The sequence below is a fragment of the Paraburkholderia sp. GAS41 genome (assembly GCF_050436545.1).
In the GTDB taxonomy this organism is placed as follows: domain Bacteria; phylum Pseudomonadota; class Gammaproteobacteria; order Burkholderiales; family Burkholderiaceae; genus Paraburkholderia.
The window spans coordinates 1-13,465 of the sequence record NZ_JBNDMK010000048.1; the positions used below are offsets into that span (position 1 = coordinate 1).

Sequence of the window (13,465 nt, forward strand, 5' to 3'; positions counted from 1 at the left end):
GATCTGGGCTCTTTACAATTCGCGTCGCTTGCTAAGCGCGAAGGTCCGGGCGTTCATGGACATACTGCAGGATTTGCCTGGGCGATAGCAAACAACGGTGTGACTTGAGTGACATCACGCGAGTTGACGGACGATGACAGACCGTGGTCGGCCAGGAGTCGCCATTCGGTCGCTGTATCGCCCGGTCGTACCAATGTCATTTCTGCAACAGTAAACGGCCACTCGCTATACGAGTAAGTGCAACGCATTATTGCAGTGGACCCGATAGTCCCTTTGACTGTCCACGACTCCACCCGGCTGCGATACCGGGTGGGACACAATCTTCTCAAAGGGGCTGCCGAACTGACCTGAACGCTGCACGGAGCTCCTCGGCAAAGCGTTGCGGCTGCTCCCAGGCCGCGAAATGGCCACCCTTGTCAACCTCGTGGTAGTAGTACAGGGACGGATACGCCTGTTTGCTCCAGCTTTCCGGCGCGCAGTAAATCTCGTGGGGGAACACGCTGATAGCCACCGGTACCTTGATTACACGCGTTTTCTGCGCATCGGCGCTGAAATTGTTGTTGTTGTTCTCCCAATAGAAGCGCGAAGATGACGCGCCCGTATCCGTGAGCCAATAGAGGGTGATGTCATTCAGGATGGCGTCCCTGGTAAGCACGCGCTCAGGAGCACCGTTACTGTCGCTCCATTCCGCAATCTTTTCGTAAGTCCACGCGGCCAGGCCAGCCGGAGAGTCCGACAGCGAATAACCGATGGTCTGTGGACGCGTGACCATCATCGCACCGTAGGCGGCATTGCGGCCGAAAAAGGAACTCAGCGACTGGTAAGCGGTGCGCTCGGGAACTGACAAGTTTGCAGGTGCTGGATCACCGGCAAGGATGGATTTCATGAGATCGCCCGGCACGGTGGCAGGCATATTGAGATGGATGGCCAGCAGGCCCGCCGGTGCCTGATGCGCAAGCGCGTCGGAAATAACCGAGCCGTGATCGCCGCCCTGGGACACGTAATGCGTGTAACCGAGCCGCTTCATCAGGACGTCCCATGCGCGCGCTGTCCTGTCCGGACCCCAGCCCAGATCCTTCGGCTTGCTGGAGAATCCGTAGCCGGGGATCGATGGAATGACGACATCGAATGCGTCTTCTGCGCGGCCGCCGTAGGCAGTCGGGTCGGTCAGCGGACCAATCGTCTTGATGAACTCGAAGATCGAACCGGGCCAGCCGTGCGTGAGAATGACCGGCAAGGCATTCGGGTGGCGCGAGCGAACGTGGATGAACTGGATGTCCACTCCATCGATCGTCGTAACAAACTGCGGAAGCGCATTGAGCTGCGCCTCGGCTTTGCGCCAGTCGTATTGCGATCCCCAATATCGAACGAGTTCCTGTACTTGCGACGACTGGATGCCTTGAGAATCGTCGTTGACGGTTTCCTTGTCGGGCCAACGCGTAGCTGCAATACGTCGACGCAGATCATCAAGTTGTGCCTGCGGCACGTGGACTCGGAAGGGACGGATGCTCTCGTCGACCCGCACATGCTGCGTGCCTGCAACTTGCGCGGTGCGGGCCGACGATTCGTCGATCGTCGCGGAGACGGATGGACTATCGGCGGCGAAAGCATATGGCGAAGCCACGGTCGCGGCGAGCAGAAAGAGGTCGATCACTCGTGTTTTCAGCGAGCCATAGGAATGTCGCTGTGTCGGTGTTATGGAAAACATGAATATGCAATCCTAATGAAAATGAAAGTGAAGATGAATTAAATCAAACGCCGTCAAGATCGCTGCGCTGTCTTCCCTAGTAGCTGGCTACCTCGATGACTGCATCCGCAAACGCAACCGGGGCTTCCTGCGGCAAGTTGTGACCGATTCCCCCTGTGACGCCGCGGTGTCTGTACGTGCCAACGAACTTCCTGGAATAGGCAGCAGGCTCTGGATGCGGCGCTCCGTTTGCGTCACCTTCGAGAGTGATCGTTGGCACCGAAATGACGGGAGCCTCTACCAGATGCTTTTCGAGCGCATCGAACTGCGGCTCCCCTTTCGAAAGGCCCAGGCGCCAACGATAGTTGTCTATCACGATCGCCGCGTGGTCAGGGTTCTGGAGCGCACTCGCAGATCGCTCGAAGGTCGTATCGTCGAAGCTCCACTTCGGCGACGCAGATTGCCAGATCAGTTTTGCGAAATCGCGCCGGTTCTCCGAATAGCCTTGTGCGCCGCGCTCCGTGGCGAAGTAGAACTGATACCACCATGCGAGTTCTGCCTTTGGTGGCAACGGCGCCTTGTTGCCTGTCTGGCTGCCGATCAGGTACCCGCTCACCGACACTAGCGCCTTGCATCGATCCGGCCAGAGTGCAGCCACGACGCAGGCCGTGCGTGCGCCCCAGTCGAAGCCAGCGAGTATCGCCGTCCGAATGTTAAGCGCATCCATTAGCGCGATGACGTCGACCGCAAGCACTGAATGCTGGCCGTTTCTGGGCGTTTCCGGCGATTGGAAGCGCGTCGAGCCGTAGCTGCGCAAATACGGAACGATGACCCGGTAGCCCGCCGATGCGAGTCGAGGAGCAACCTCGGCAAAGCTGTGAATGTCATATGGCCAGCCGTGAAGTAAAACCACGGCGGGGCCATTAATCGGGCCAAGTTCCGCATATCCAATCTCGGCTGGAAACTCGCCGCAGTCCTGCAAGGACGGAGTGGAAACGACCTCTTGCGCTCGTATTCCGATGAACGCCAGCCCGTCGCGCAAGAGCTGATCGATTTCGACAAGGAGTGGTCCGCCATGATGGCCGCGCCACCGAAAGATCCGCATCGCCCCGAAGCAGGCGGTGTCGATCCAGCCGAACTGCAGGCTTACTTCGTGCGTGCTGGCCGCTATACGGCGGGCGTTGCGACGCGATATAGGCCGGGTGCGTTAACGGGCGAAGCGAAGTATCAGTCACTCGCGAGTGGCTTCACCATCGGCACGCGCTTCCATTCGTCGCCTGTCGTTCGACTCGCCGATGCGAAAGCGATGCAACTCGGCCACGTTGCGCGTGCTGACGGCCGCTGGCGTCTGTACGCTTTTTCAGACGCTGGCAGAATCGCGCTTGATGCGCTGTGCGAACATCTCACCACGTCGCCTAATTCTGTCTTGCGTCTCGTCACGCCAGAAAATGCCGATGTGGATAGCGTATTCGATCTGCGCGCAGTACTACAGCAACCCCATCGCGAAGCACGGCTCGAAGATTTGCACCCGCTGCTACTGCCGCGTAAGGGACGCTTCGGGCTCATCGACTACGAGAAGGCATTTACGAGCGACACAGCGGCTGATATCTTTACTGCGCGCGGCATCGACCGCGAACGGGGTGCGCTGGTCGTAGTCCGTCCGGACCAATATGTCGCGCACGTCCTCCCGCTGGACGCTTACGTTGAATTAAGTGAATTTTTGCGACCCATTTTTCTAACGAACACCCTTTCGCTACGCACCTGAAAATTGCCGATCAAACCCGACTATCCCGAAGCGCTTTCGAAATTCACTGGCAGTCTGGTACGACGCGCCCAGCAGCGACACGTTGCGGTATGGCTCAGTGAAGTTTCCACCGATATCACGAGTGTCCAATACGCGGCGCTCGAGATTTTGCAGAGAACACCCGGCATCAATCAACGACAACTCGGCGATGAACTCGACGTGGACCGTTCGACAATCGCCGATCTCGTTGCACGCATGGTGCGTAATGATCTGATCGAACGTTCGGACGATCTCGCCGACAAGCGTAGTTATGTGCTGTTCCTGGCGGCCGAAGGCAAGAAAAGTCTTGCGATGTTGCGCCCACGTGTCGAGGACGTCGAGCGCATTCTCACTGCAAAACTGACGCCACGCGAGTGTCTGGAACTACGACGCCTCCTGTTGGCATTGTTGCCGCTGGGGGGATAGGCGATCGTTATGGATCTGTCGCAGCAACGCGTCGGGGTATCATGTGCCGTGACGTTACGAACGGTCCGACGCTTGATGAAGACTCTGAATCCGGATGTGGCACGGGTGCTCAAGCGTTTGCACCATCCCAGCGTCGGCACGGGGCCATGCAAAACGTCCCTTCTCCAGACGCTTTGCAAGTAAGCATAGGCCCCCATCGCAACGCAACAAGGTTATCATGTGTCGCTTTCCATAGGCTCGCGCAAAAACCAACATCGCTTGAGACGTTGACCGTGTCGATCTAGTAGAGCGTTAATGCGAGAATTGCGATCAGCAGCCCTCCGATCAAGGCGAGATAAAAGTTGAGGTTGCCCGACTGCAGCGCACGTAAGCGCTCCGCGCACCATTCGACCCCGTGCGTGGCGGGCCGGAAGAGATACCGGTCAAAAATATCGGTAACATGCGCCAGATGAGCTGCCACACGGCGCGCGTCTGGCGCCGCGGGCTCTGGCTGGCGATATCGCTGCGCGGGTCAGACCGGATCGACACGCCGGATCGTGCCGACCATCAACGCATAGCTTGCCACCGCCAGCAGCGCATGCACACCGACGAAGACGAGCGCGCCATTGAACGAGTGCATTGTGTGGACGATGAAGCCGATAGCGATAGGGGTGGTGATGCCGGAGAGGCTGCTGAACGTGTTGAACACCGACGCATTTAGTCCAGCCGCGTTGACCGGCGACGTATCGGCGATCACGGCCCATCCTAGCGCGCCGAAGCCCTTGCCGAAGAACGCGAGCGCCATGATGGCCACGACGAGCCAGTCCGCGTGCACGTAGTTGCAGGCCATGATGCTCGACGCCATCAGCATGCCCACGTAGATGGGAATCTTGCGTGCGACCGTGAGCGAGCGGCCGTGACGCAGCAGCAGATCGGACAGCATGCCGCCGAGAATTCCACCTGAAAACCCACACACGGCCGGTATCGAGGCGAGGATCCCCGCGCGCAGCAAGGGGATGTGCCGTTCCTGCACGAGGTACACCGGCACCCACATGATGAAGAAAAAGCTCAAGGTACTGATGCAGTACTGCGCCAGCGAAATCCCAAGTAGCACACGGTTGCGCAGCAGGTGCACGAACGTGCCGATACTGAACCCTGGCCGCGGGGTGCTGTCCGCGCAAACGTGCGAGCCCCCTCCCGCCCGAACGTCGTCCATCGACAAGGTGCCGCCGCCTGCTTCGATGAGTTCGCGTTCTTCTTGTGTGAGACGCGGATGGTCGAGTGGCGCCTTGAGCCTGAGGCCGAATAGGGCACCGGCGACGATGCCGATCGCGCCCATCGCGAAGAAGACCGAACGCCAGCCCAGGTTGGCGGCGAGCAGGGCGAGCGCGGGGGTGAACGCCGCGGCAGCGAAATACTGGGTGGCGTTGAAGATGGCCGAAGCGGTACCGCGTTCGGTGGCCGGAAACCACGCGGAGACGATTTTCGCGTTGGCTGGGTAGCAGGGCGCCGCGGCCATGCCGATCAGGAAGATCAGCACGAAGATCAGGCTACTGGCCACCTGCTGGCCGAAGAACGGAGCGAAGCCCACGCCGGCCGTGCAGAACGACCACAAGAAGATGGCGCACGTGTAGGTGCGCTTGGCGCCGAACCGGTCGAGCGCCCAGCCGCCTGCGAGCTGAAACAGCACGTAGGCCCACGCGAACGACGAGAAAATCCACCCTAGCTGGAGGTGGTTTAGATGCAGTTCGGCCGACATCGGCGTGCCAGAGATCGACATCGCAGCGCGATCCGCAAGGTTGATCGTCATGACGAAAAAGATCAAGCCGATCACTTCGTAGCGCACGCGCTGCGCCATGAACTTGCGCGAGCGCGCAATGATGCCAGTTGCGACGGGGCGCTCGAAGGTGTGTGTGGGGTCGACGTTCATGGGAGTCCGTTGGTTGCACATTGTTCCGAATATCGGAACTTTGTGAGAATGTAGCAGCCAACGGAATAGGGGGGATGGGATCTAGGGAATATACCTAGGCATTGACAGGCGAGCGCCAGAGCACCCCAACGAGCGGGGGATCTTCGTGAACGCGCCGTGGCGTGACCGCACCATCTTTTCTGTTTCGATCGAATGTAAGCTTATGGCTAGCTATCGAGAGATAGTAGAAAATCCTCATGTTTTCCATTAAATGAAACTCGTCGTGTAGTCGTAGGGTTTATTGTGGATTTGAAACGTTCACTCTCTCGAACATCCGGACACCTTCGCAGATCTTGTGGCGGCCCGTTCGCGCCGCTTTTTGTGTGACTGTCTATACCGCAGCGGCCGCGTGTGCGACCTGTGCCGGCGCGGCAGCTTGAAGCGTCATTACGAGTACCGGGAGTGTGCTGTAGCGCATCACGTCTTTCGGCACGTTCTGAGCGTAAATGCGCAGCCAGCCGGGGTTGACGCCGCTGACCATGATGAGATCCGCGCCGAGTTCCCGTGCGGCAGCGGCGATGACGTGTCCAATCGTGGATCCGGAGAGCGGCGTGGCCCACATTTGCGCCTCGCCATCGCAACCGGCTTCGTCGAGGATGCGGTTGCATTGGTCGACGACCGAGCGGGCGTGAGTTTCGAAAGCGTCGATGGCGGCCCCGATGCTCAGATCGGCCATCATCGCCATATGCGGCGCGGCGTCCACAACGTGCACCGTGGTGAGATAGGCACCGCATTCGCGCGCCATATCAATGGCCGAGTGCAGGGTCGAGAAGTTGGAGTCGCTGCCTACAGCGACAAGAATATGCTTGTACATGGTGTAACTCAGTTCGTCTGGTAGTGGTTGGCAGAGTGTGTCGAGTGAGTGCCGGTTTTGTTTGGAATGCGTTATCTGAGCTTGGCAACGCTGCCGTTTCAGATACCGGCAGCCATCGCGAGCACCAGGTAAGGCATGAGTTCTTCGTAGGTTGCAGCGCGCTCTCCGGTCGAGGCGCCGTCGTCGCGCGCCGTGTCTATGGGTGCGGACGGCAGGGCCGATGCGCTCCCGACGGGTTCCGTGTCGGTCGCCTCGGAGCGGACAGTACGGTGAAAAATTAGGAGCATGATTGGCTTTCCTTTCGATCGGTTGCGCGAATTGCTGTGTCGCGGGACTGATATTCGCCGACGAAAATGAGCTAAAAATGAGCGTGCGATTCCACCCGATGCTTTGGCGTAGACGGCGCTTCTGAGAGAGTCAGGCAGTGACTACAATGGGCCATTGAATGGCCGGTTTGTTTTTGCGAAGTCAGATGGGATATTCACTCAGAAATAACCTCGTCATTGCGCCGGGATACTGGTGAGCGTGGTCGGCACTGTGCAAGGCATCAGTTCATACCAACAGTCCTCCGCGGGTCTGTGCGCGCTGCTTGATATGCGGCTCGAACATGTTGCGGTTCGGATGAGCAACGGCTTCGCTGACACCATTCCGGCCACGCCAGCGCGCGGTTCGTAGCACGCGCGATATCGTCATCACCGTCCACAAGCCATGGTCGTCAGTGCCTTTGCGTTCGACGGACCAGTCGCCACGTCTACCCGGAGACGCCGACGCCGGACTCAGTTCGAGAGAAATTGATGGCGAGAGGTGACGGATTTACACGCTCCGCGATCCGGGCACGCTGATTCAGGTTGCGCAACGCTCTTCGGTGCGTGACAATCTGGAGCCGCGAAGCGGCAATCAATACGTTATGGGCCAGTGCTTGCGATGTTGTCGTTGGTGCTCGGCTCAGCGCTGCGGTAGAGCGAAGCAAATCTGTCGTTGATCTGGACAGTAATGGAGAGGATTGAAAGGAGCCGGTTGACACATTTACGTTCACTCTGAGGGGCGCAAAAGTGTCGATTCGGATATGTCTGCATTAGTTTTGCCAATTCTCTTCCTACACTTCGAACCCCGTTTCGTAGGCGTGGATCCCCAGTGAATCGTCCCTTTCGGCGGTCAAGCCAATCGCGATTGTGAGAACACAAGGTGCACGGATCTAGCCGCTAGATTCCATCATGTCGATATTGATCTGGATCTGGCGCGAAACAATTTGCTATTCATATCTGGGTTCGAAGCAATCGCGCAGCGGAAACTGTCTGTAGTCGGTTGTTGCGCATACACTGCCCGGATATCACCGCACCAATATGCGCTGCTTATAGCCACATTGTGACCGGGCATTTTCGACTCCTTACAACCTGCAGACTTCGGCACTGTCCGACTGCGACCGTTCTTGACAGTACCTTGATATGGAACGGTTGAAGGCGGCGTGTTGAATTAGGTGAAGTCGCGGTGAAGCTGATCGGCAACGACGCGTGGCAACAGTTCGTCGATGCGATTTACCAGATGCTCGGCGATGCGAGCGATGACGTGGTGCAGATAGGCTTCGGTTGGCAGGCTGCGTCACTCGTGGCCAACCGGAAAAGCAAATCGCCAGTTAATTTTGAGCTAATTCAGCGGCTTTAATGTTTGTCCTAGCAATCTGCCGTATTGGGCAATATATGGAAAAAGCCAAGCCCCTATTACCCCTTTTGGAGTGTCTATGAAAACCGCAGCAATCGTAGCCGTATTGTCCTGTTTGACGATCTCTCTCGCGGCAAGCGCGCAGGACCAGGAAGTGAGTCCAGCGAAAATGACCTGATTTCACCGCAGTGGATGAAGCGTACCGGCCGGCGCTGATTTACTGGGTTGCGGGCGTGGACAAGCTCGGCGTGAAGGAGACGGACACCATGGTCGTGGATACCGCTCATCCGGTGGCCGAAACCGTAATGGAAGAGTGCCAGAAGGACCCGAAGGCGCGCTTCATGACGAAGGTCCACTCCCTGATCAAGAAAAACAAGATCTCATTGTTTGACCATCACTAAGGCCAGGTTCCTGAAATCAGCAAGTAGTGCGAAGAAATCGGCGGAAGTCTCCTTGGCTCTCTGACCCGAAACCGTTCCGCCGAATATCTAACTCACAGTTCTTGCCGGCGCTACGTAATTTTGCCGAGACGGATCAGAACAGGTGGCGCAGGCCGACTGTGTAGCCGGTGCCGCTGCCCGACGTGCCCGTCGCCTGCCAGCCTGTGGTGGTTCCGTACGCGTATTTGCCTGTCTGGGTGTCGTAGACTACATCGGCGTAAACGCTGGTCGCTTTGGACAGGAAGTAGAAATAGCCCACTGCGGTGCGGCATTGAATGGTTCGTCCATTAAATGTCGTGTGGCTGAAGGTTGACATGACCGCCTGCTCGGGGCCAAACGGTATGTTGATACCGATCATCTGGTTGTGCATCGTCTGGCTGAATGTATTCTGGCCAAAACCATAGCCGGCATAGAGGCGCGCCAGACCAAGATCGTATTGACCGGCCGTGTAGGCCCAATGAGCATGGTCCCCTTGTGGACGGATGAAGGAGGCGGCCAGTTTGAGCTTCGGATCCTCATAGACGATCGAGGTGGAGTAGGGAATGTTGTCCCCAACGACCGCCGAGTCCTTTGACGCCACCTGTGCCCGCAAAGTCACAGGGCCGAACTTGTACGCGTAGTTTGCGGAGTTGTTGGTCCGCACGGTGTCGATCTGGCCTGGGCCGCCGTTCGCTTCCGAAATGCCGCCGCGTGCGCCGTAGCCTGACACCAGGCCGTTCTGGCCAAACGGATCGGCCGATACTTCCGCGTAATGGCTGGCGTTGACGTCCCGGCCCAACGCCAGGTGACCAAACCAGCCCTCGAGCCCGACAGTCGATCGGCCGCTGAAAAACGAGCTCGAATTGTAGAAGGTGCCGTTATTAGGATTGAACTGTTGCTCAAGCTGGAAAATTGCCCTGTACCCGCCGCCCAGATCTTCGGTGCCTTTCAAGCCCCAAAAGCTGGTGGCGCCGGTATTCATCCGGATGGCGTTGCTGCCGTCGTACTTACCGACCTCGAGATCGGTCAGTCCATAAAGGGTCACCGACGATTGGGCCATCGCCGCATTTGCGCCCAGCATCGTCACAGCGGCCATGACCAGTTTTCTTTTCATAATTTGCTGTCTCCTCGTTGAGTTCCGACAAATGGAACTGATTTGGGAAGGTTACCATTTGATGGAACTTTCGCAAGAGAGTTTTGTGCGGATTCGGGATAGCCCCAGGGATCTGTTGCAATTCGGCATCAAGAGAATCTGGGGAAGTCGGGAGGTGCTTCCAGGGCGAGAGCCTTGCTGGCTCAGGATCTCCTCGAGTTTGGAGCCTTGGGAGCCTTGGGAGGCGTGGGGAGCATTGGGGGGATTGGGGAGGGGAAACGCCGCCGGGCGTGATGCCGGCGACGTCTGAAGCTGACGAGGGAGGAAGACGGGGGAGTTAGCCGGCGAACGTGGTTTCGGGCAGTCCGCGCACCCCGTTGATATTGACAGCGAAGAGCGAGCCGGACAGCGGGGCGCTGTTCAGCAGGTCTTCGGCGAGCCGCACACGGGCGCTGGTGACGTACAGGATGTCGAGGTTCTGGCCGCCGAAGCAGCAACTGGTGGGGCGCGGCACCGGCATGCGGATGCGGGTCATTTCGCGGCCTTCAGGGTCGAAGCGAACCACGCACCAGTCGTCCCACATCGCAACCCAGAGGCAGCCGTCCGCGTCGACGGTCATCCCGTCGGGGGAGCCCGCCGACGAATCCAGCGTGATGAGCGGGCGGCGGTTGGCGATCATGCCGTTGATCAGGTCAAAGTCGTACTGGTAGACGGTCTTGCGGTGAGAGTCCGTGAAGTACATGGTCCGGTTGTCCGGGCTCCAGCCGAGGCCGTTCGACACCGTAAAGCCCGTGTCCATCTTTTTCCAAGAGCCGTCGGCGTCGACCCTGAACAGGTTGCCGCGGTTTGCCGCCGCGCCCATGTCCATCGTGCCGACCCACAGGCGGCCCATGCGGTCGCATTTGCCGTCGTTGTAGCGGTTGCCGGGGCGGTCGAATTCGGGGTGCGAGAAGCGCGTCAGGTTGCCGGCGTCGTCGACGGTCATCAGCCCGCCGGGCGACGCGATGAGCAGGCCGCCCGTGGCCTTGGGGATCACGAGGCTCAGCATCGAGCCCAGCTTTGTTTCGGTGCTGGCGTGGGTGGACGCGTCGTACCGGTGGATGGTGGGTGTCAGGATATCGACCCAGTAAAGGGCGTCGTCGCGCGGCGACCACATGGGCGCCTCGCCGAGCAGCGAAGGCTGCTGGCTCACGCACTGGACGTCGGCGTGTTCCAGTGCGGGCGGTTGGCTCTTGGCGGCGAGCGACATCGACTGACCGCCCGAGTTGTGCGAGATCTTGCGCGCCGCCCCCATGACCGCCGCCGACAGGTTGTGCGCGCGGACTGCATCGAGCCGGGCGGTTGAGCCGGAGACCGCCACCGCGCCGACCGGTCGACCCTCGAAATCGAAAATCGGCGCCGCGAGCGCCACCGTGTCGTCCGAGCTCTCCTGGTTGGCCAGCGCATAGCCGCGCGAGCGCGTGAGATCCAGCTCGTGACGCAGTGCGTCGATCGACGTAATCGTCCGCGGCGCCAGCGTATCGAGCGTGATTGAAGCCAGCAGATCCTGCTGCTGACGGGGATCGAGATAAGCGGCGATGGCCTTGCCGGCTGCGCTTGCATGGAGCGGCAGCCGCATGCCGACGCCGAGCGCGACGCGCCCCGTCTGGCGCGCGTCTTCGCTGGCGATGACCACGACCTTATTGCCGTCGAGGATGGCCAGCTGCACCGCCTCCCCAACCAGATCGCGCAGCACCACGAGTTCGTCCTGCGCGGCGACGCGCAGGTCGAAGTCGCTCCAGACCTCGTGCGCGAGTTCCAGAAAGCGCAGTCCAAGGCGGAACGTCTTGCTGTAGGCGTCGTGGCGCAGCAGACCTTCGCGCTGGAGGGTAGTGAGAATGCGGTGCAGCGTGCCCTTGGGCAGGCCGCAGGCGCGCAGCAACTGGGTGAAGGTCATGGGCGCCGGCGCCTGGGAGACGATGTTCAGCAGGTACATCGCCTTCTCGAGGACGCCGACTCCCGCCGATGCTTTCTCCTCGGGCACGGCGGGCGCCGCAGGCTCCTCCATCCCCAGTTCCGCTTCAGCGCCGTTGGCCGACGCGGTCTCTACAAGCTTTCGTTTCGCTGTGTTCAAGTTTTCTTGCCCCTGACGTAATTGGTGCGCTGGAATTTGGCTGGTTCGTATCTTTTTTCGGCATTGTACGGACAAATACATGGCAGACAATTTTTGTTCTACTGAATGGAACTTTCAAATTCGCTGTGCTATGATGGATTCACGAGTTCCAATTATAGAAACAAGGAGACAGAAACTGTGCTTAGTCGACGCAAATTCATGTCCATGATGGCGGCTTCGGCCGTCATGGCGCCCGCGATGGTAAGAGCCGCCATCAACACCGGTTTCACGTATGTTGGCTGGACCCAGGACGAGGCAGCCAGCAAGGCCACGATCGCGAAGATGTTCCAGCAGTTCGAGCAGAGCGATCCCAGCGCGTCGATGAGCGTAGTCGGATTCCCCTATGCGCAGATGCAGCAAAATCTCTTCCTGCGACTGCGCGCGCACCAGCCTGTCGACGTGGCCCAGTTGACCCTGCAATGGCTGCCGCAATTCGGCGGCACTGGGAAGATGGTCGATTTCAACGACGTCTTCGGCAAGGCCGCGCTAGAGAAGGTGATCGATCCGGGTCTGCTGCGGCTGGGACAAATCAAGGGCAAGCAGGTCGGCATGCCCTGGACCATGGGCTCGATCGCGATGGTCGCCAATGCGTCGATGCTGAAGGATGCGGGCATTACCCAGTCACCCGTCACGATCGACGCCTTCATTGAAGCGCTCAAGGCGATCAAGGCGAAGTTCCCGGAGTCGGTGCCGTATGGCATGTCGACCAAGGACAATGCGTCGGTGGTGGGGGACTTCCAGACGTGGTTGTGGACCTTCGGCGGCCACATCTTCGACGAGCAGGGGCAGGTGGTAGTCAACAGCCCCGCTGCTGTGCGTACCCTGGAATTCATGACCAGTCTCGTGAAAGACCGGTTGGCCGCCAAAGACACGGACCGATACGACGCGCGCCGCCTGTTCGCGCAGAACCGCTGCGCGTTCTATCAGGACGCGCCGCTGGCGCGCGGTTTTGCGCGCGACAACTCGGGCAAAGGCGCAGCCTTCGACTCAAACGTGCTCTCTGTTGCGACGCCTGTCCTCAAGCAGGGCGACACGCCGCGCTCGTTTGCCTGGGGGCATCTGTTCGGTAGTTTCGCCACTGACAAGCAAGCTTTCGATGCAAAGTCGGCGCCCGCGCAATTCGTTTCCTATCTCAGTCTGACTGACGCACCGCAACTCGAGTACTTCAATCAGGTCGGCCTGTTCCCTGTGACGCGCAGCGCGATCGCGAAACTGTCCGGCGACCCGTATGTGGCCAACTGGACGAAAAACGCACGCAACGCCACGCGCGACGAATTGGCGTTCTTCCCGAATGTCGCCGATCTCACCGTTATCGTCGGCGAGCAGGTGCAAGCGGCGCTGCTCGGGCAGAAGTCGCCAGCGGAGGCCATTGGCAACATGAGCCAGCGCCTGAGCGCTGCCCTCTAATGAGGCGGCGGCGAAAACTGGATTGTCATGTTCAGTTTCGTCGCCCATCCATGGGTGTTCCCGGCTAGAACCTGCAG

General features: G+C 59.4%; 13 protein-coding genes and 1 pseudogene. 5 read left to right on the plus strand and 9 right to left on the minus strand.

What is annotated here, in order from left to right; all coding sequences use genetic code 11:
- Window positions 1–325: 325 nt before the first annotated feature.
- Together P3T43_RS34485 and P3T43_RS34490 are read right to left on the minus strand one after the other, a co-directional pair.
- Window positions 326–1,708, minus strand: a complete 1,383-nt coding sequence (locus tag P3T43_RS34485; RefSeq protein WP_429285471.1) for an epoxide hydrolase family protein — start codon at window positions 1,706–1,708, stop codon at window positions 326–328.
- A 76-nt stretch (window positions 1,709–1,784) separates the two neighbouring features.
- Window positions 1,785–2,729, minus strand: a complete 945-nt coding sequence (locus P3T43_RS34490) for an alpha/beta fold hydrolase (protein ID WP_429285472.1) — start codon at window positions 2,727–2,729, stop codon at window positions 1,785–1,787.
- Here P3T43_RS34490 and P3T43_RS34495 point away from each other — a divergent pair.
- Both P3T43_RS34495 and P3T43_RS34500 read left to right on the plus strand, forming a co-directional pair.
- Window positions 2,637–3,452 (plus strand): annotated as a pseudogene (locus P3T43_RS34495) (FAD-dependent monooxygenase); the annotation flags it as partial. The gene P3T43_RS34490 and the pseudogene P3T43_RS34495 overlap by 93 nt on opposite strands.
- A 3-nt stretch (window positions 3,453–3,455) precedes the next feature.
- A complete protein-coding gene (locus P3T43_RS34500) occupies window positions 3,456–3,896 on the plus strand; it encodes a MarR family winged helix-turn-helix transcriptional regulator (protein WP_429285473.1) in 441 nt (146 codons plus the stop codon).
- A 54-nt stretch (window positions 3,897–3,950) separates the two neighbouring features.
- Here P3T43_RS34500 and tnpB read toward each other — a convergent pair whose 3' ends face one another.
- The 5 genes from tnpB to P3T43_RS34525 all read right to left on the minus strand — a co-directional run bounded on the left by tnpB (window position 3,951) and on the right by P3T43_RS34525 (window position 6,945).
- Entirely contained in the window at window positions 3,951–4,151 is a 201-nt protein-coding gene (tnpB, locus tag P3T43_RS34505) for an IS66 family insertion sequence element accessory protein TnpB (protein ID WP_429285474.1), read from the minus strand.
- Between the two features lie 25 nt (window positions 4,152–4,176).
- Entirely contained in the window at window positions 4,177–4,356 is a 180-nt protein-coding gene (locus P3T43_RS34510; protein WP_429285475.1) for a hypothetical protein, read from the minus strand.
- A 51-nt stretch (window positions 4,357–4,407) separates the two neighbouring features.
- Entirely contained in the window at window positions 4,408–5,805 is a 1,398-nt protein-coding gene (locus P3T43_RS34515) for an MFS transporter (RefSeq protein ID WP_429285476.1), read from the minus strand.
- 370 nt (window positions 5,806–6,175) lie between these two features.
- Window positions 6,176–6,658 (minus strand): universal stress protein, encoded by a 483-nt coding sequence (locus P3T43_RS34520; protein ID WP_429285477.1) that lies wholly within the window; start codon window positions 6,656–6,658, stop codon window positions 6,176–6,178.
- A gap of 98 nt (window positions 6,659–6,756) precedes the next feature.
- Window positions 6,757–6,945 carry a hypothetical protein gene (locus tag P3T43_RS34525; RefSeq protein WP_429285478.1) on the minus strand — a complete coding sequence of 63 codons (189 nt, stop codon included), beginning with the start codon at window positions 6,943–6,945 and terminating at the stop codon, window positions 6,757–6,759.
- A 1,201-nt stretch (window positions 6,946–8,146) separates the two neighbouring features.
- Between P3T43_RS34525 and P3T43_RS34530 the strand changes: the two genes are divergently transcribed.
- Window positions 8,147–8,320: a hypothetical protein gene (locus P3T43_RS34530; RefSeq protein ID WP_429285479.1), complete on the plus strand. Its 174-nt coding sequence runs from the start codon at window positions 8,147–8,149 to the stop codon at window positions 8,318–8,320.
- Window positions 8,321–8,505: 185 nt separating this feature from the next.
- The gene (locus P3T43_RS34535; protein WP_429285480.1) at window positions 8,506–8,718 is read left to right on the plus strand and encodes an HdeA/HdeB family chaperone; all 213 of its coding nucleotides are present in this window, start codon (window positions 8,506–8,508) and stop codon (window positions 8,716–8,718) included.
- Between the two features lie 133 nt (window positions 8,719–8,851).
- On the opposite strand, the gene P3T43_RS34540 is transcribed toward P3T43_RS34535, so the two are convergent.
- Window positions 8,852–9,850, minus strand: a complete 999-nt coding sequence (locus P3T43_RS34540) for a porin (RefSeq protein ID WP_429285481.1) — start codon at window positions 9,848–9,850, stop codon at window positions 8,852–8,854.
- Between the two features lie 316 nt (window positions 9,851–10,166).
- On the minus strand, window positions 10,167–11,942 hold the full coding sequence (locus tag P3T43_RS34545; RefSeq protein WP_429285482.1) for an SMP-30/gluconolactonase/LRE family protein: 1,776 nt from the start codon (window positions 11,940–11,942) through the stop codon (window positions 10,167–10,169).
- A 177-nt stretch (window positions 11,943–12,119) separates the two neighbouring features.
- Here P3T43_RS34545 and P3T43_RS34550 point away from each other — a divergent pair, with 177 nt between their 5' ends.
- Window positions 12,120–13,388, plus strand: a complete 1,269-nt coding sequence (locus tag P3T43_RS34550) for an ABC transporter substrate-binding protein (protein WP_429285483.1) — start codon at window positions 12,120–12,122, stop codon at window positions 13,386–13,388.
- Window positions 13,389–13,465 lie beyond the last annotated feature (77 nt).